The following is a 17,863-nucleotide window of genomic DNA, read 5'->3' on the forward strand; positions in this document are numbered from 1 at the left end:
AAGCGTGATGAACTGGAGTCCGACCGGAACGGCGCGAAGTATGTTGACGTTCGACCCTGAAGGCCTGACGTGGGCCCAGCGCGACGGCGACGCCTGCGTCGTCTGTCACAAGAGATGGCCGCGACCCCGCGTGCGCGTGGGGCGCCTGCCCGACGACTCGGCCGTCCTGGCCTGTGGCGACTGCGCCGAGGCGCTTCTGCCCACACCCAAGTCCACGGTGGTGGCCTTCCCGTTCCGCTGAGCCGGCGACAGGGCGGACGCCAACGAGACGCCCCGGGACGGGGGGGAAGGCCCGGGGCGTCCCCGCAGGCCGCGCCCAGGGGGGAACGGGCGTGCCCGCCGTACTGTCACAGGAGGATCGGCGGCTCGCTCATTTCGCGAGCTTCTGCCACCTATCCAGCCAAGTGAGATAATCAGTGCATTCCCCATCTTCCGCCCGGCAACCCCCGGGAGGCCGTACGGCGAAGGCGACCCGGTCGAGCTTCTTTCCCCTCCCGTACAGCTCGCACATCGCCTTGGCCCGCCCCTTGCACGCCTTGGCGCTGGCCGGGGCCAGCCCCGACCACGCGGCGGCGTCACGCTGCGCGCCGACCGCGGTCACCCAGTTGAGCCACCGGTAGGCGCAGGTGGTGTCGGGGACGTTCGCGCCGAGCATCCAGGAGTCCACCCACCCGGTCGTCTCGGGCGTCTGGAGCGTCTTCACCGGCTTCCCGGCCTTCTGCAGGAGCACCCGGTAGTAGGGGGTGGCCTGGGCGTAGTCGAGCGACCCGGTGGCGAACCCCTGCACCAGGTCGACCGGGCTGCGCCAGTACGTGCGCCCCTTGCTCTGCTCCAGCAGCGCCACCGCGCCGTCGAGCTGGTCCTCGGTCAGCTCGTACGGGTCCTTCGCCGAGCCGTCGGCCAGCGCGGCGTCGGCGATCGTCAGCGGGCTGTCCCTCAGCGCCACCCGGTCGGAGGCGAACGCCTGCTTCAGATCGCCCTTGACCTTGGTCGAGTCGTAGATGAACTCGTGGTAGCCCCACAGGTACGGCACCCCGTACACCTTGCCCGACACGGTGGACATGTCGCGGAAGCGCTTGTCGATGTCGTCGTAGCCGCTCACCTTGGCCGGGTCGATGGGCTGCGCCTGCTTGTCCTTGATCAGCTTGGCGGCCAGCACGGGCCCGGCGGAGATGACGTCGTACGGCCGCTGCCCGGCCAGGTCCTCCATCTCCTTCGCGCTCTGCACGGTGTCGAGCTTGGCGATCCGGCAGCCGGTCTCCTTCTCGAAGTTGCCCACCCAGTTGACCTTGGGGCTGGTGCCGCCGTACTCGGCGTATCCGCGGTAGGTGAGGATCTGGAGCGTGCCGTCGCTCTGGGTCGCGCTGGGAGTGGGGGTGGGCGTCGGTGCGGGAGTGCGGGTGGGGGTCGGGGTGGGTCGCGCCGCGCCCATGCCGGCGACCAGCGCCGCCGCGGCGAGCGCCAGCGCATAAGACCCACGATTCACGATGTCCCCCTGTCCATGTGTGCTGGAGCTTACAGGGGAGTGGGGCGGGAGAGACGTACGTCCCGCCCGCCCCGGGTACCGGCGTCTACTTGTTGGTGGGGAAGCCCAGGTTCACGCCACCGTGCGAGGGGTCGAGCCAGCGCGAGGTGACGACCTTGCCGCGGGTGTAGAAGTGCACGCCCTCGGTGCCGTGCACGTGCGTGTCGCCGAAGAGCGAGGACTTCCAGCCGCCGAAGCTGTAGAAGGCCATCGGCACCGGGATCGGCACGTTGATGCCGACCATGCCGACCTCGACCTCGTTCTGGAAGCGCCTGGCCGCGCCGCCGTCGTTGGTGAAGATCGCGGTGCCGTTGCCGTACAGGCCGCCGTTGATGATCTCCAGGCCCTCCTCGTACGAGGAGACCCGCACGATCGACAGCACCGGCCCGAAGATCTCGTCCGTGTGCGTCCGCGAGCCCGGCTGGACGTGGTCGAGCACGGTCGGGCCGAGCCAGAAGCCGGGCGTCTCGGCGGCCTTGCCGCCACCCAGCACGGCCGTCTCGCGGCCGTCCACGACCAGCTTCGCGCCCTCCTCGACGCCGAGGTCGAGATAGGAGGCGACCTTGTCGCGGTGCACCTCGGTGACGAGCGGCCCCATCTGGGACTTCGGGTCGTCGCCCGGGCCGATCACCAGCTCGTCCACCCGCTCGACGATCTTCTGGACGAGCTCGTCGCCGATCGGGTCCACGGCCAGCACGACGGAGATCGCCATGCACCGCTCCCCCGCCGAGCCGAACCCCGCCGACACCGCCGAGTCCGCCACCAGGTCGAGGTCGGCGTCCGGGAGGACGAGCATGTGGTTCTTGGCGCCGCCGAGGGCCTGCACGCGCTTGCCGTGCGCGGTGCCGGTCTCGTACACGTAGCGGGCGATCGGGGTGGAGCCGACGAACGACACGGCGCGCACGTCGGGGTGCTCCAGCAGCCGGTCCACGGCGACCTTGTCGCCCTGCACGACGTTGAACACGCCGTCGGGCAGCCCGGCCTCCGTCCAGAGCCGCGCCATGAGCAGCGAGGCCGACGGGTCCTTCTCCGACGGCTTGAGCACGAAGGCGTTCCCGCACGCGATCGCGACGGGGAACATCCACATCGGCACCATGGCCGGGAAGTTGAACGGCGTGATGCCGGCCACGACGCCCAGCGGCTGGCGGATCGAGTAGGAGTCGACCCTGGTCGAGACGCCCTCGGAGAAGCCGCCCTTGAGCAGGTGGGGGATCCCGCAGGCGAACTCCACGACCTCCAGGCCGCGGGCCACCTCACCGAGCGCGTCGGAGTGGACCTTGCCGTGCTCGGCGGAGATCAGCGCGGCCAGCTCGTCGCGGTGCGCGTACATGAGCTCGCGGAAGCGGAACAGCACCTGCGCCCGCTTGACCAGCGACGCGTCCCGCCAGGCGGGAAAGGCCGCGACGGCCGCGGCCACGGCCGCGTCCACGTCGGCCACGGAGGCCAGCGCCACGTGGCCGCCGACCTCGCCGGTCGCGGGGTCGAAGAGCTCGGCGGCGCGGGAGTCCCCGTCCGCGAGCGCTCCGTTGATCCAATGCTTGACGGACTTCACTGGGCTGCTGCCTCTGCGTTGATGGTTTCTGCGTTGATCGTTTCCAGGGCGGTCACGATGATGCCGAGGCCCTCGACGGCCTCGTCCACCGAGAGGGTGAGGGGCGGGGCCATGCGGATGGCGGTCCCGTACAGGCCGCCCTTGCCCGCCAGCAGGCCCGCCTTCTTGGTCTCCTCCATGAAGCGGGCGGCCTGGGCGGGGCTCTCCAGCTCGACGGCGAACATCAGGCCCTTGCCGCGCACGCTCCTGACCACGGACAGGCGCTCGGCGGCCTCCTTGAGGCCGCTGACGATGATCTCACCGGTACGCGCGGCGTTGGCCTGCAGGTCGTGGTCGAGCACGTAGTCGAGGGTGGCGTTGGCGGCGGCCATGGAGATCGGGTTGCCGCCGAACGTGGCCAGGCCCACGGCGTGCGGGGCATCCATCAGGTCGCCGCGCGCCACGACGCCGCCGACGGCGAACCCGTTGCCCAGCCCCTTGGCGAAGGTCATCATGTCGGGGGTCACGCCGTGGTTCCCGATGCCGAAGAACGAGCTGCCCGTACGGCCCCAGCCGGTCTGGACCTCGTCGGAGATGAACAGGATGCCCTGCTCGTCCAGGACCTCCTTGTACGCGGCGAACAGCCCGTCGGGGGCCATCGTGAACCCGCCCACGCCCTGGATCGGCTCGGCGATCAGCGCCGCCACGTCGTTGGAGACCGCGGTGGCCAGCACGTGGCGCAGGTCGTCCACGCACGCCTGGATGTACTCGGCGTCCGACATGCCCTTGAACTGCGCGAGATGCCGGTCGGCGCCGTGCAGGAAGGTCACGTTGAGCGGGGAGAGCGAGTTGTTCTTCCAGGCGCGGTTGGAGGTGACGCCGATCGTGCCGAAGCTGCGCCCGTGGTAGCTCTGCCGCATGGCGAGCACCTGGTCGGTCCTGCGCGCGTACGTGGCCAGGAGCAGGGCGGTCTCGTTGGCCTCGGTGCCGGAGTTGGTGAAGAAGACCTTGGCGTCGGGGATGCCGGAGATCCGCGCGATCTTCTCGGCCAGCTCGATCTGGCCGCGCAGCAGGTAGACGGTGCTGGTGTGCACCACCCCGGTGGCGATCTGGCGCTCGACGGCCTCGCGCACCTCGGGCACGTCGTACCCGATCATGTTGGTCAGGATTCCGGCGAAGAAGTCCAGGTAGCTCTTGCCGTCGGCATCGATGACACGATTGCCCTTGCCGCTGACGATCTCGATGGGCTCGTTGTAGTTGAGTGCCAACCAGTTCGGCATCACTGCCCGGTGGCGCGCGAGAAGCTCCGACATGCTACCGAGTATCCCTTTTCTTCTCCTTTGACTCCCACCTACAACCTGTCGGGGGACGGAAAAGTTCGCTTACACCCTGCAAACTACCTCGGCATCCCCTAGGGGATGTCCCGTCCGCCTGGCGATGTACGCGGCGCGCGGCCACTACGCCGCCGGAGGCACCCCGGATGACCACCGGCGGGCGACGACCGGGGCCGTGCCGGTCGGCCACCATCGGATCATCCCGACGACGAAGGAGAGATCGAGATGACCGTCACCCTCGACCGCCGGCCCGAAGCGCCCTCCGGCCCGCCGAAGCTCGACCGCGACCAGCTCCGCCGCGCCCAGCAGGACACGCTGGACACCCCGCGCATGAAGTACAGCCTGCTGGCCAGGATGATGTTCAAGCCCGTGGACATCATGTACGGCAAGCAGGGCTCGTACACGAAGTTCGCCATGCTGGAGATCATCGCCCGCGTGCCGTACCAGGCGTGGGAGCGGATGGGCTACTGGGCCGTGCACCGCCACCGGGGACGCTCGGCGCTGGCCAGGAGGGTCTTCGAGCGGATCGTGGAGGCCCGCGCCGACCAGGACAACGAGCAGTGGCACCTGCTGATCCTGCAGGACCTGGTGCAGCGCTCCGGGCAGCGGCAGACCTGGCTGCTGCACCGGGCCGCGCCCTGGCTGATCGCGTTCTTCTACTACCACGTGTCCTGGGTGCTGTTCCTGGTCAGACCCGACTGGAGCTACCGGCTGAACGCGGAGTTCGAGGACCACGCCGAGCACGAGTACATGACGTTCGTGGCCGAGAACCCGGAGCTGGACTTCGTGCCCGACCCCGGCACGTACGCCGCCGAGTACGGCCGCTACCGCTCGGTGGCCGACCTGCTCCGGCAGATCGGCCACGACGAGCGCACCCACAAGCTCGACAGCGTGGAGAGCATGCGGGAGCCCCGTGTCCGCTAGACCTTCACGGGTTCCGCCGGGGCCGCCGCGGCCGGGCGCAGCACGGAAATCGCGAGCAGCGCGGCGGCCACGCAGAACGCGGCACCGACCCACGAGCCCAGATGCATGGCCGAGGTGAACGCCTGGTTGCCGACCTCGGCGAAGCCCGACAGATGCGCGCCGCCGACCGACTCCCTGGCGGCGGCGGGCAGGTCGGCGGGCATCTGCGAGGTGTACTGCCCGGCCAGCACGCTGCCCAGGATCGCGATGCTCAGCGCCATGCCGACCTGCTGGACGGTGTCGTTGAGCGCCGACCCGACGCCGGCGTGCTCGATGGGGATGGCGCCCATGAGCGAGGCGTACGCGGACGGCCCGGCCAGCCCGCCGCCGACGCCCATGATCACCAGCCCCGTGAGAAGCCCGGGGTATCCGGTGGTCATCGCCATGACGACGAACCCGCCGGCCATCACCAGCAGGCCGGCTCCGATCAGCACCCTGTTGCTGGCCTTCTTGCCCAGGCCGGCGCCGACGCCGTTGAAGATCGCGGCGGCCACGCCGTAGGGCAGCATGGCCAGGCCGGCCTGCATCTCCTCGTAGCCCAGCACGAACTGCAGGTACTGGGTCAGCATCAGCATCACGGAGCCCGCGCCGAAGGCCATCAGCAGGATCGAGAACGACGCGCCGCTGAAGTTGCGGTTGGCGAACAGGTGCAGGGGCAGCATCGGCTGCGCCTGCTTGCGCTCCCAGACCACGAAGCCGCCGAGGGCGAGGACCGCGATCGCGATGCCGATCACGTTCCACTCGCGCTCGATGATGACGTACACGGCCGCCGTCAGGCCGACGGTCGACAGCACCACGCCCACCGGGTCGATCTTCCGCCCGCTGCTGCGGCTCTCGGGCATGAGCACGACGGCGGCCACGATGGCGATCGCCGCGATCGGGATGTTCACCAGGAAGACCGAGCCCCACCAGTAGTGCTGCAGCATGAGGCCGCCCAGGGTGGGGCCCGACACCATGCCGACCAGGGCCACCGCGCTCCAGGAGGCCATCGCCTTGCGCCGCTCCGCCTCGTCGAAGACGGTCATCAGGATCGACAGCGTCGAGGGCATGACCAGCGATCCGCCGATGCCCATCAGGGCACGGGCGGCGATGAGCTGCCAGGGCTCGGTGACGAGCACGGCCAGCAGCGACGCGCCGCCGAAGAACGCCAGGCCGATGATCAGGAACAGGCGGCGGCCGTACTTGTCGGACAGGCTGCCCGAGGTGAGCAGCAGTCCGGCGTAGGCCAGCACGTACGCGTCGATGATCCATTGGATGTCCGACGCCGACGCGCCCATTTCCTCGTTCAGCGAGGGGATGGCGAGGTTGAGCACGGTGTTGTCGACGACCAGCACCAGCAACGCCAAGCAGAGTACGACGAGAATCCACCAGCGGCGGGGGTCTCGTACAGTGTTCGAGTCCACTCGCACACTGTAAGACACTCTCGAACAGTGTGCGAGTGGATTTATCCTTGGAGGATGACCGGCAAGCAGTTCGCCTCCGTATGGCTTCGCGAGCCGCGCAAGACCGCGAGCCCGGGGCGCAGCCGTGAGGAGATCGTCCAGGCCGCCATCGAGCTCCTCGACGCGGAGGGCCTCGACGGGCTCAGCATGCGCAAGCTGGGCGCCAAGCTGAGCGCGGGCGCCACCAGCATCTACTGGTACGTCGCCCACAAGGACGAGCTCCTGGAGTTGGTCTACGACCAGGTGTGGGGCGAGATGACCATGCCCGAGCCGGAGGAGGCCGGCTGGCGCGACACGGCCTCGGCCCTGGCCCACAGCATGCGCGCGGTGATCCTGCGTCACCCGTGGTCGGCCGACCTCCTCGGCCGCCTGCCCGCACTCGGCCCCAACGCCATCCAGGTCGCCGACCGGATGCGGCGGATGTTCCGGCTGGCCGGGTTCAAGGGGATGGACGTCGACTACGCCGGCAGCACACTCACCGCCTACGTCTATGGCATGACCATCCCCGAGGTCGCCTGGAACTCCGCCATGGGCGAGCACCAGTACGACCCCGCCCACATGCAGGAGATGGTCACCAGGGCGGTCAAGGACTATCCCGACATGCTGGAGCGTATCGAGATGACCGCCTACGACGATCCGCAGGCCGTCCGCGAGGTGGCTTTCGACTTCGGGCTGGTGTCGGTGCTCGACGGCCTTGAGCGGCGGCTGGCGACGTAGCAGGATCCGGGGCATGAGCCATTTCCGTGCCGCCCGCGACTTCCTCCTCCACGCCGACCCGGCCACCGCCCGCCGCGACTTCCGCTGGCCGGAGCTCGCGGAGTTCAACTGGGCGCTCGACTGGTTCGACGGGGTGCTCGCCACCGAGACCCCCGACGCCGTCGCTCTCAAGATCGTGGGAGCGAGCAGCGCCCGCTACACGTTCGCCGAGCTGTCCGCCCGCTCCAACCAGGTCGCCAACTGGCTGCACCGGCAGGGCGTGCGCCGGGGCGACCGGATCCTGCTCATGCTGGGCAACCAGGCCGAGCTGTGGGAGTCGCTGCTGGCCGCGATGAAGCTGGGCGCGGTCATCATCCCGGCCACGACGCTGCTGACCGCCAAGGACATCTCCGAACGCCTCAATCGCGGGGGCGTCGCCCACGTGATCGCCAACGCCGCCGACGCGGGCAAGTTCGGGGCCGGCGAGTACACGAAGATCGCCGTCGGCGACGCCTACAACTGGCTGCCGTACCACGAGGCGTACGAGGAGGGCACGCTCTTCGTCCCCGACGCGCCGACGCGGGCGGACGACACGCTGCTGCTCTACTTCACCTCCGGCACGACCTCGCAGCCGAAGCTGGTCGAGCACACGCACGCGTCCTATCCGGCCGGGCACCTGTCGACGATGTTCTGGATCGGGCTGAAGCCGGGCGACGTGCACCTCAACGTGTCCTCCCCCGGGTGGGCCAAGCACGCCTGGAGCAACGTCTTCGCCCCCTGGAACGCGGGCGCCACCGTGCTGATCCACGACTACCAGCGCTTCTCGGCGCCCGCGCTGCTGGAGGTGCTGCGGGACGAGCAGGTCACCACGTTCTGCGCGCCGCCGACCGTCTGGCGGATGTTGATCCAGGAGGACCTCGCATCGTGGAAGCGGCGAACGTTCAGGCCCGAGAGCGGTGGCTCGCGTGACCAGCGAGGGCCGAGTGAGCGCGACCATGAATCGGAGTTGGCGTTGCGCACGGCCGTGGCCGCCGGGGAGCCGCTCAACCCGGAGATCATCGACCAGGTCGCCAAGGCGTGGGGCATCACGATCAGGGACGGCTACGGCCAGACCGAGACCACCGCGCAGATCGGGAACGCGCCGGACGAGCCGGTCAAGCCCGGATCGATGGGGCGGCCGCTGCCCGGCTACGAGGTCGTGCTGATCGACCCCGTCAGCGGCGAACCCGGGGACGACGGCGAGATCTGCCTGCCGCTGGACGCCCGCCGCCCCGTAGGCCTCATGTCCGGATATATAGGTGGATCGACGGATGCGATGCGGGGCGGTTTCTACCACACCGGCGACGTCGCCACCCGCGACCAGGACGGCTACATCACCTACGTCGGCAGGACCGACGACGTCTTCAAGGCCTCCGACTACCGCATCTCGCCGTTCGAGCTGGAGAGCGTGCTGCTGGAGCACGCCGCCGTGGCCGAGGCCGCCGTGGTGCCCGCCCCCGATCCCGTACGCCTGGCCGTACCGAAGGCTTATGTGACCCTCGCGCCCGGGTTCGAGCCGGACGAGGAGACCGCGCGGTCGATCTTCGAGCACTCCCGCAGGGAGCTGGCCCCCTACAAGCGGGTGCGGCGGCTGGAGTTCGGCGAGCTGCCCAAGACGATCTCGGGCAAGATTCGCCGGGTCGAGCTACGGGTGCGCGAACCTCGCCGGGAATACCGGGAGGAGGACCTCAGCTCGTGACAAAGCGTAAATGGGAGCATGGCCGTTCTTACAGAGCGATCGGCTAGGCTCTGCCCCGTGTTGCCCACCATCGCCGACGTCCTCGCCCTGGAGACCGTGCGCCGGGGCAGCCCGCGCGTGGTCGCGGGCGCCGACCGGCTCGACACCAGGGTCCGGTGGGTGCACGTCGGCGAGATCGCCGACATCGCCCAGCTGCTGCGGGGCGGGGAGCTGGTGCTCACCACGGGCGTCGCGCTGCCGGAAGACCCGGAGAAGCTCGCCGACTACATCGGCGAGCTCTCCTCCGTCGGCGCCTCGGGGCTGATCGTCGAGCTGGGCCGCAGGTTCGTGCGGGAGCTGCCGCCCGTCGTGGTCAAGAAGGCCGAGGAGCACGGGCTGCCCCTCATCGTGCTGGCCCGCGAGACGCCGTTCGTGCAGATCACCGAGTCCGTGCACGCGCGGATCATCGACATCCAGCTGGAGGAGCTGCGGGCCTCCGAGCAGCTCCACGAGGTCTTCACCGAGCTGTCGGTCGAGGGCGCCTCGCCCGCCGAGGTCCTCGCGCAGGTGGCCAGGCTCTCCAGCCGGCCCGTGCTGCTGGAGAACCTCGCCCACCAGGTGCTGGCCTGCGAGTCCGCCGGGCGCGACGCGGGCGCGCTGCTGGCCGGCTGGGAGACCCGGTCCAGGGCCGTGGCCCCGGCCGAGCGGACCGCGTACGACCCCGCCTCCGGATGGGTGGTCACCACGGTGGGGGCGCGCGGGCAGGACTGGGGCCGGCTGATCCTGATCTGCGACTCGGCGCCGACGCCGCGCGACATGGTGCTGGCCGAGCGCGCCGCCACCACGCTCGCCCTGGGCCGCCTGCTGGAGCGCCACCAGGAGTCGCTCGAACGCCAGGCGCACGGCACGATCATCACCGGCATCCTGACCCACGCCTACTCCGACCCCGACGAGGCCGCCGCCCGCGCCAGGGCCGTCGGCGTGCCGCTCACGGGGCGCAAGCTGATCAGCGTGGTCATCAGGCCCACCGAGCCGGCCGACCAGGCGCTCGACGGCCAGGCCCAGCTCGGCGAGCTGGCCGAGGCCACCGCCGCCGCCTGCCGCGACGCCCGCCTGCCCGCCCTCGTCGGCGCCCTCGACCAGGAGCGCGTCGGGGTTCTCCTCCCCCTCCCGCCCCGCGCCCAGGCCGAGCCCGCGCTGACCGCGCTCGCCGAGCGGCTCCGCGTGCTCTGGCGGCCGGGCGTGCTCGCGTTCGTGCTGGCGGCGGGCTCGGTCGTGGAGTCCATCAGGGACGTACGGCGCAGCTTCCTGGAGGCCGAGCAGGTGGCCGACGTGGCCGTCCGCCAGCCGGACGGGCGCGCCTTCTACCGCCTGCCCGACCTGCGCCTGCGAGGGCTGCTGCACCTGCTGCGCGACGACGCCCGGCTGCAGACGTTCGCGGAGCGGGAGCTGGGGCCGCTGCTGGCGCACGACGCCCAGCGCGGCGGCGACCTGACCCGGATCCTGCGCATCTACCTCGACGCCGGGCGCAACAAAGCGGTCGCCGCGCAGAAGGCCCATCTGTCCAGACCCGCCTTCTACGACCGCCTGCGCCGCCTCGAACGCGTCCTCGACACCGACCTGGACGACGTCGAGTCGTGCCTGTCACTCCACGTGGCGCTGCTGGCCCTGGAGTCCTTCCGCCGCGAACAACGCTGACCGCCCCCGGCCGCCTAGCGTCGCGGGTGTGCCCCTTTTCTTCAACGCCCTGGAGGCCGCGGCGCACCGGCTGTCGGTCGTGCCGCCGATGCTCGACTACTTCGGCGTCCTGGGCCTGCACGCGCTCGTCGCGGCGGCCAGGACGGGCGTCTTCGACGCCCTGCGCCGCCGCCCGTCCACCGGCGCCGAGCTCGCCGCCACGCTCGGCCTGGACCCCTACTCCTCCGACACGCTGTTACGCTCCCTGGCCGGGCTCGGCTACCTGCGGGTCCGCGGGGGCCGGTACCGCCTGACCCGCGCGGCGCGGTTGTGGTTCACGACGGACTCGCCGCAGTCCCTGGTGGCGGGGCTGGAGTTCTGGGAGCGTACGGCGTGCGTGATCTGGCCCCGGCTGGAGAGTGCGGTGCGCGACGGGGCACCCGCCACGCCCTTCTACGAGCTGCTGGAGAGCGATCCCGAGCTGTCCCGGTCGTTCCAGGCGTGGACGGCGGCGCTGGCCGGGCGGCAGGCACCGGCGGTGGCCAGGGCCGTCCCGGTGCCGCGCGGCGCCCGGCGGGTGCTGGACGTGGGCGGCGGCCACGGCCGGTTCAGCCTGGAGCTGCTGCGACGGCATCCCCGTCTCCACGCCACGGTGCTGGACCTGCCGCAGGCGCTCAAGGCCACCGCCGATCATCCCCGGCTGAGCACGCGTGCCGGTTCGTTCCTGGACGGCGAGCTGGGCGACGGGTACGACCTCGCGCTGGTGTTCAACATCCTGCACGGGCTGGACGACGCCGAGGCGTCCGCCCTCCTGGAGCGGGTGGCGGCCGCGCTCAACCCGGGCGGGACGGTCGTGGTGGGCGACCAGTTCGGGGACGGCGTCATGCCCGGCCGGGCCAGCCGTACGCTGCTGCACCTGCTGAACCTGAACCACCTGGTCACGACCGGTGGCAGGGTGCGGGGCTTCCGGGAGGTGTCGGAGCTGCTCCGGGCGGCGGGCTTCCACGCGCCCCGGCGCCGCCGCCCCCTCCGCTCCGTGCCCACGGAGCTGGCCCTGGCCTCGCTCGCCACACCGCGAGGTGCCCGCTAGAAGCCCGTCACCGCACCAGGAGGTACCCGCTGGAAGCCGCGCTCGCCACGCCATGAGGTGCCCGCTAGAAGCCCATCGCCGCCCGCACCTCGTTCAGCGTCATGACCGCCCGCTCCCTCGCCACCTCGTTCCCCGCGGCGAGGATCTCCCGCACCTCCGCCTCGGTGCGCTCGGCGCGGCGTTTCCTGATCGGCCGCAGGAACTCGTTGACCGCCTCGGTGGCCAGCCTCTTGAGCGCGGACGCGCCCCCGTCCCCGATCTCGTCGGCGATGGCCTGAGGCGAGCGACCGAGGCAGAGGCCGGCCAGCGTGAGGAGGTTCGCCACCTCCGGCCGGTTGGCCTCGTCGAACGTGATCAGCCGCTCCGAGTCCGTGCGGGCCTTGCGGATGAGGGCGGCCGTCTCGTCCTCGGTGGCCGACAGGGCGATGGCGTTGCCGCGGCTCTTGCTCATCTTGCCGCCGTCGAGCCCCTGCAGCAGCGGCCGTTCGCCCATCATGGCCTCGGGCAGCGGGAACACCTCGCCGTACCGCTCGTTGAAGCGGCGCGCCACCAGCCGCGTCACCTCCACGTGCGGGAGCTGGTCCTTGCCGACGGGCACCAGCGTGCCCTTGCAGAACAGGATGTCGGCCGCCTGGTGCACCGGATAGGTGAACATCAGGCCGCTGACCGCCTGCTGCGAGCTGTGCTCGATCTCGTCCTTGACCGTGGGGTTGCGGCGCAGCTCGGCGACCGACACCAGGCTCAGGAACGGCAGCAACAGCTGGTTCAGCTCGGGGATGGCGCTGTGCTGGAAGATCGTCACCTTGGCCGGGTCGATGCCGACCGCCAGATGGTCGAGCAGCAGCTCGGTGATGTTGCGTTGGATCTCGCCGGGCAGATCGCGGTCGGTGATCACCTGGTAGTCGGCGATCAGCACGTACATCGGGAACGTGTCCTGCAGCGCGACCCGATTGGCCAAGGAGCCGAAGTAATGGCCGAGGTGCAGGGGGCCGGTCGGGCGGTCACCGGTGAGCACGACGTCGTTCATTATGGTCTCTCTCTTTCAGGTCTATGCCATCTCAGAGAGGACCGCACGCTCGGAGGGCCGTCTCGGAGACGGCCCACGCATGGGGAATCAGCGGCCGTCTGTCGGCCGCCACCACATGCTGATGCGTGTCATATCGGAAGTGTATCCGTATGCGGTGTCAATCTCGTAACCTCTTTTGCCGTTTAGCGTGTTCGCCTGCCCCGGCGACCATGATCTCGCCAGTATGGTGCGGTCCCTTTTCCGCCCTCTGGAGAATTCATGTCTCGACGCACCCTCGCCGGCGGCCTGGCCATAGCCGCCGCGCTGACGCTCACCACCTTGCCCGCCGCCGCGGAGCAGGTGTCGGTGAGGTTCCCGTCGGCCAAGTTCCCGCTGGGCAGCAGGCCCGTACCGACCAAGACGATGACCGCCGTGGCCCAGGGCATCGACCTGTACGACGTGAAGGCCGGCTCCGCGACCGACGGCTACACGGTGACCGTGCTGATGCCGAGCGGTCGCGACTACGGAATGCAGACGACCGCCGAGGCCAAGGCCGCCGAGGTGGAGGCCGCCGGGGAGACCCCCAGCGTGCAGAAGGTCGTGCGGCCGAGCGTCGCCGACGCCCCCTCCCAGACCGTCTACATGGTCCGGGTCGGCCTCTGGTCCCTCGACGACAAGAAGAAGGCCGAGGAGACGGCCAAGAAGCTCAAGGACGCGGGGCTCAAGGTCAAGGTCGACTACCTCGGCGACGACGGGCTCAAGACCACCGGTCCCTGGGACGTCAAGGTCGTGATGATCGACGCCGGGGCGTTCGGCGGCTCGTTCGCGTCCTCGCTCGGCACCAGCGTGGCCAAGCGGGAGACCGTCTCGTCGATGGCCAAGGCCCAGAACGCGCTGGTCGGCGTCAACGGCGGCTTCTTCAACATCCACACCGACAAGGCGCTGCGCGGCGAGCCCGTCGGCGCGTCCGTGGTCAGGGGCAAGCTGCTCAGCGAGGCCGTCCCCGGCCGCTCGGCGGTCGTGCTCAAGGGCCGTACGGCCAAGATCACCGAGCTGCGGACCACCGTCACCGCCATCCCTCAGGACGGCCAGAAGACCGAGGTCAACGGCGTCAACCGGGCCGTCACGACGGACGAGATGGTGCTGTACACCGAGGAGTGGGGCGCCAAGACGCCCGCCGGCGGGACCGACGCCGTCCTCGACGCCAACGGCAAGGTCGTCGGCCTGCGCCAGTCGGGCGCCGCGGTGGCCGCCGGGACGCGCGTGCTGCACGGCAACGGCCTGGCCGCCGACTGGCTCAACGAGCACGCCCTCCAGGACTCGACGGTCAAGGTCGACACCAAGGTCGTGGACCTGCGTACCCGCAAGGCGCTCCAGCTGACCCCGGACCTCAACGTGATCGCGGGCAGCGTCGGCCTCGTGCGGAACGGCAAGGTGAAGATCACCGCCAAGCAGGACGGCCACGACTCCGTCAACATGATCCTGCGCCGCCACCCGCGCACCCTCCTCGGCACCACCAGGAACGGCAGCCTCATCCTCGCCACCATGGACGGCCGCAACCCGGGGGTGACCGTGGGGGCGAACTTCCTCGAGGCGGCCCAGTTCATGCGCTGGCTGGGCGCCACGCAGGCCATCAACCTGGACGGGGGCGGCTCGACGGCCATGGTGGTCGGCAACAAGCTGATCAACCGACCCTCGGACGGCGTGGAGCGCGGCGTCGGCGACGCCCTCCTGATCCTGCCCAAGTAGTCCGCACTGGGCCCGGACCGCAGCCACGCCCTGGCGCACGGCTGCGGTCCACCACTCACGACCGGGCGACGGGCCGTCACCGTACATTTACGACCCGGGCCGGCACCTTACGCTCACGACCGGGCGACGGGCCGGTACCGTACGTTCACGACCGACGTGGGGTCGCCTTCACCGAGCCGGTGGAGCCGGATCGGCTCGCCGCCGGGGTTGTCGAACAGCCGGATGCCCTCGCCGAGCAGGACCGGGGCGATGTGCAGGTCGATCTCGTCGATCAGCCCCAGTTCGAGAAGCTGACGGCCGATGGTGGGCGAGAACACTTCGAGGTTCTTCCCGCCGGCCGCCTCCAGCCCGATCCGCACCGCCTCGGCCGGGTCACAGCTCAGGAACGTCACCCCGTCGGCGGGCGTCGCGTCCTCGGGGTGGTGGGTGAGCACGAAGAGGGGCCCCTTCCAGGCGCCGCCGTAGATGGCACCGGGATCCGGGAACTGGTCCCATCCGTCCCGACCTCCCAGCACGGCGCCCGTGGTCTCGACGTACTCCTCGATCAGACCCGGGCGGGCCGAGATCCCGGCCATCCAGTCCATCCCGTGGCCAGGCCCCGCCACGAACCCGTCCAGCGACATCGTGAAGTGCCAGAGCACCTTCCCGCCCGCCGTCTGCGGCTCGGTGTCGCCCATATGTGGCCTCCCGCATCTGCTTGCGATCTACAACCGGTAGCCTGACGCTAGGGCAACCGATAGTAGATTGCAACCAGTTCGGAGGTGAGGTGCGGGTTGGTGGAGACAGCGCGTTCGGGTTGCCCGATCAATGCCGCGGTCGAGGCGTTCGGTGACAGCTGGAGCCTGCTCGTACTGCGGGACATCCTGTTCGGGAACCGGCGCTACTTCCGGGAGCTGCTCGCCGGCTCGGAGGAGGGGATCGCCTCCAACATCCTGGCCGACCGGCTGAGGCGTCTGGTGAACGCGGGCCTGCTGACCCGCGAGGACGCGGGCCCGGGACGGCGGGCCGCCTACAGCCTGACCGAGGCGTCGATCCAGCTGGTCCCGGTCTTCGCGCAGCTCGGCGAGTGGGGCCTGCGCCACCGCCCCACCACGAAACGGCTGCGGGTACGCGCGGAACTGCTCGCGGCCGGCGGGCCGGAACTGTGGACCGAGTTCATGGCGGAGCTACGGACCCTCCATCTCGGCACACCAGCACCGGAACGGGACGGCCCGAGCGTCATGGAACGCCTGTCCAAGGCCTACACCACCGCCCTCTGACATCCCCCCGATCACCGCCGGGGACCGGCCCCGCGCGCACCGGTACGCCGGCCGGACCGCACGAGCCACGCAACGCCCTCCACCGGCCCGGACGAACCGACTCCTCGGACGCGACACCCACCCGCCGCCCTTCCTCACAGCCAGGCCACCCGCAAGGTGCGAGGCCGTGCGACGCGCTCACCGGGCAGCGCAAATCCGCCCCTCGGGCACGCTTCCACCCCGTGTACGCACGTCACCCAACTGCAGGGCACGAGCCGTGCGAGGTGCGGAAAGCACCGCGAAGAACAAGTCAGTGGCCTCAGCCATCCACCGGCAGACCCGCATCCGGTTTCACGGCCTTCATCGCGAGGTGCGACGTCACCTGTGCCACCCCCGGCAGCCCGGAAAGGGTCTCGGAGTAGAACCGCTCGTATGCCGCCAGATCCGCCACCGCCACCCGCAGCAGGAAGTCCGGATCGCCGAACAGCCGGTGCGCCTCCACCACCTCCGGCATCCCCGCCACCAACCGCTCGAACTCCGCCACCGTGTCGTGATCCTCGTATCTCATCACCACGGTGACGAACGCCTGGAACCCCCGCCCCACCGCGCCCCCGTCGACCAGTGCCCGATAGCCACGGATGACGCCGGACTCCTCCAGCTGCCGCACCCGGCGCAAGCACGGCGACGGCGTGAGCCCGACCCGGTCGGCCAGCTCGGTGTTGCTCAGCCGCCCGTCCCGCTGCAGCTCCTGGAGGATCCTGCGGTCAATTCTGTCCACAACGCAATATCCTGCCACTCATGCGTCCGTGCCCGCACGAATAGACCATCGCGTGCCAACCCTCCTTGATTACCGTTCCAGAAGGAGGTGGTTCTCATGGATACCCGGCTGCTGGTGCTCTTCCTGGGCATGGACCTGCTGCTGATCTGCACGCCGGGCCCCGACATGCTCTACGTCATGGCCCGCTCGCTCGGCCAGGGTCGCCGCACCGGCCTTACGGCGGTGGCGGGGATCTGCTCGGGCTACACCGTACACACGGTTCTGGCCGCCGCCGGCCTCGCCGCCGCACTTCGCGCGGTCCCCGCCGCGTTGCCCGCGATGCGGTACGCCGGCGCCGCATACCTGATCTTCCTGGCGATCAAGACCTTGGCGTCACTCAGAAACCCCGCCACCCCAGTCCCGGGCGCGACCCCGCAGCCCACAGGCAGGGTGTTGCGACAGAGCATGCTCACGGCCCTGCTCAACCCAAAGGGCGTGCTGCTCTATCTGTCACTGATGCCCCAGTTCATCTCCACGGATACGGGCATCCCCCTGGGTTTCCAGCTCGCCGCGCTCGGTCTGCTCCACGTCGTGAACTGCGCCATCCTGTACGGCCTGATCGCTCTGGCCACGGCACGGGCCAGCCACGCCCTGACCCGAACCCCGAAGGCCGCCCGCCGGATCTCGGCCGTCTCCGGAACCCTGCTCCTCGTAGTCGCGGCCGCCACGCTCGGCAGCCACTGAGCACACAAAAAAAAGGGGGCCCGACGCACACGGCGTCGAACCCCCTCACAAAACAAGAAAGGCCCCACGCTCAAGCGTGAGGCCCTTCTCCAAAGATTGTCCGGCGGCGACCTACTCTCCCACACCCTCCCGAGTGCAGTACCATCGGCGCAGAGAAGCTTAACTTCCGGGTTCGGAATGTAACCGGGTGTTTCCTTCCCGCCATAACCGCCGTAACCCTCCGAAACACACAAGCACAACCGCTTGCTGTCTCAGAATCACATAATGGACGCGAGCAACGACTAGAAAAGTCTGCTTTATGGTCAAGTCCTCGGCCTATTAGTACCGGTCAGCTCCACACGTTACCGCGCTTCCACCTCCGGCCTATCAACCCGATCGTCTATCGGGAGCCTTA

General features: G+C 69.9%; 16 protein-coding genes and 2 rRNA genes. 9 read left to right on the plus strand and 9 right to left on the minus strand.

Annotated elements, in window-relative coordinates:
• The first annotated feature begins 40 nt into the window (after positions 1-40).
• Complete coding sequence (locus tag ACIBQ1_RS08200) at positions 41-241, plus strand: hypothetical protein (RefSeq protein ID WP_397275502.1); 201 nt, start codon at positions 41-43, stop codon at positions 239-241.
• A 129-nt stretch (positions 242-370) separates the two neighbouring features.
• Here the strand turns inward: ACIBQ1_RS08200 and ACIBQ1_RS08205 are convergent, their stop codons facing one another.
• The 3 genes from ACIBQ1_RS08205 to ACIBQ1_RS08215 all read right to left on the minus strand — a co-directional run bounded on the left by ACIBQ1_RS08205 (position 371) and on the right by ACIBQ1_RS08215 (position 4,369).
• On the minus strand, positions 371-1,486 hold the full coding sequence (locus ACIBQ1_RS08205) for an extracellular solute-binding protein (protein WP_397275504.1): 1,116 nt from the start codon (positions 1,484-1,486) through the stop codon (positions 371-373).
• Positions 1,487-1,571: 85 nt separating this feature from the next.
• Entirely contained in the window at positions 1,572-3,077 is a 1,506-nt protein-coding gene (locus ACIBQ1_RS08210; RefSeq protein ID WP_397275506.1) for a CoA-acylating methylmalonate-semialdehyde dehydrogenase, read from the minus strand.
• Positions 3,074-4,369: an aspartate aminotransferase family protein gene (locus ACIBQ1_RS08215; protein WP_397275508.1), complete on the minus strand. Its 1,296-nt coding sequence runs from the start codon at positions 4,367-4,369 to the stop codon at positions 3,074-3,076. The genes ACIBQ1_RS08210 and ACIBQ1_RS08215 overlap by 4 nt, the downstream gene beginning before the upstream one ends.
• Before the next feature lie 246 nt (positions 4,370-4,615).
• On the opposite strand from ACIBQ1_RS08215, the gene ACIBQ1_RS08220 reads away from it, so the two are divergent.
• A complete protein-coding gene (locus ACIBQ1_RS08220) occupies positions 4,616-5,314 on the plus strand; it encodes an alternative oxidase (protein WP_397275510.1) in 699 nt (232 codons plus the stop codon).
• On the opposite strand, the gene ACIBQ1_RS08225 is transcribed toward ACIBQ1_RS08220, so the two are convergent.
• Positions 5,311-6,756, minus strand: coding sequence for an MFS transporter (locus ACIBQ1_RS08225; RefSeq protein WP_397275512.1), 1,446 nt, complete (start codon positions 6,754-6,756; stop codon positions 5,311-5,313). The genes ACIBQ1_RS08220 and ACIBQ1_RS08225 overlap by 4 nt on opposite strands.
• Before the next feature lie 54 nt (positions 6,757-6,810).
• Between ACIBQ1_RS08225 and ACIBQ1_RS08230 the strand changes: the two genes are divergently transcribed.
• The 4 genes from ACIBQ1_RS08230 to ACIBQ1_RS08245 are packed head-to-tail and all read left to right on the plus strand — an operon-like array spanning position 6,811 to position 11,975.
• Positions 6,811-7,512, plus strand: a complete 702-nt coding sequence (locus ACIBQ1_RS08230; RefSeq protein ID WP_397275513.1) for a TetR/AcrR family transcriptional regulator — start codon at positions 6,811-6,813, stop codon at positions 7,510-7,512.
• Positions 7,513-7,525: 13 nt separating this feature from the next.
• Entirely contained in the window at positions 7,526-9,229 is a 1,704-nt protein-coding gene (locus tag ACIBQ1_RS08235) for an AMP-binding protein (RefSeq protein ID WP_397275514.1), read from the plus strand.
• Positions 9,230-9,286: 57 nt separating this feature from the next.
• The gene (locus ACIBQ1_RS08240) at positions 9,287-10,906 is read left to right on the plus strand and encodes a PucR family transcriptional regulator (RefSeq protein WP_397275516.1); all 1,620 of its coding nucleotides are present in this window, start codon (positions 9,287-9,289) and stop codon (positions 10,904-10,906) included.
• Positions 10,907-10,934: 28 nt separating this feature from the next.
• Positions 10,935-11,975, plus strand: a complete 1,041-nt coding sequence (locus tag ACIBQ1_RS08245; protein ID WP_397275517.1) for a methyltransferase — start codon at positions 10,935-10,937, stop codon at positions 11,973-11,975.
• 64 nt (positions 11,976-12,039) lie between these two features.
• Here ACIBQ1_RS08245 and trpS read toward each other — a convergent pair whose 3' ends face one another.
• Positions 12,040-13,002: a tryptophan--tRNA ligase gene (trpS, locus tag ACIBQ1_RS08250; protein ID WP_397275519.1), complete on the minus strand. Its 963-nt coding sequence runs from the start codon at positions 13,000-13,002 to the stop codon at positions 12,040-12,042.
• A gap of 258 nt (positions 13,003-13,260) precedes the next feature.
• Between trpS and ACIBQ1_RS08255 the strand changes: the two genes are divergently transcribed.
• A complete protein-coding gene (locus ACIBQ1_RS08255; protein WP_397275521.1) occupies positions 13,261-14,730 on the plus strand; it encodes a phosphodiester glycosidase family protein in 1,470 nt (489 codons plus the stop codon).
• A 113-nt stretch (positions 14,731-14,843) separates the two neighbouring features.
• Here ACIBQ1_RS08255 and ACIBQ1_RS08260 read toward each other — a convergent pair whose 3' ends face one another.
• Positions 14,844-15,407: a dihydrofolate reductase family protein gene (locus ACIBQ1_RS08260; protein WP_397275522.1), complete on the minus strand. Its 564-nt coding sequence runs from the start codon at positions 15,405-15,407 to the stop codon at positions 14,844-14,846.
• A gap of 99 nt (positions 15,408-15,506) precedes the next feature.
• Here ACIBQ1_RS08260 and ACIBQ1_RS08265 point away from each other — a divergent pair, with 99 nt between their 5' ends.
• Positions 15,507-15,989 carry a winged helix-turn-helix transcriptional regulator gene (locus ACIBQ1_RS08265; protein WP_397275524.1) on the plus strand — a complete coding sequence of 161 codons (483 nt, stop codon included), beginning with the start codon at positions 15,507-15,509 and terminating at the stop codon, positions 15,987-15,989.
• Positions 15,990-16,287: 298 nt separating this feature from the next.
• On the opposite strand, the gene ACIBQ1_RS08270 is transcribed toward ACIBQ1_RS08265, so the two are convergent.
• The gene (locus tag ACIBQ1_RS08270; RefSeq protein WP_397275525.1) at positions 16,288-16,746 is read right to left on the minus strand and encodes an Lrp/AsnC family transcriptional regulator; all 459 of its coding nucleotides are present in this window, start codon (positions 16,744-16,746) and stop codon (positions 16,288-16,290) included.
• A gap of 96 nt (positions 16,747-16,842) precedes the next feature.
• On the opposite strand from ACIBQ1_RS08270, the gene ACIBQ1_RS08275 reads away from it, so the two are divergent.
• On the plus strand, positions 16,843-17,469 hold the full coding sequence (locus ACIBQ1_RS08275) for a LysE family translocator (RefSeq protein ID WP_397275526.1): 627 nt from the start codon (positions 16,843-16,845) through the stop codon (positions 17,467-17,469).
• A 98-nt stretch (positions 17,470-17,567) separates the two neighbouring features.
• Here ACIBQ1_RS08275 and rrf read toward each other — a convergent pair.
• Positions 17,568-17,684: ribosomal RNA gene (rrf, locus tag ACIBQ1_RS08280) — 5S ribosomal RNA — on the minus strand.
• Positions 17,685-17,767: 83 nt separating this feature from the next.
• Positions 17,768-17,863 (minus strand): 23S ribosomal RNA (locus ACIBQ1_RS08285); the annotation flags it as partial.

The organism is Nonomuraea sp. NPDC050153 (assembly GCF_044460125.1).
GTDB lineage: Bacteria > Actinomycetota > Actinomycetes > Streptosporangiales > Streptosporangiaceae > Nonomuraea.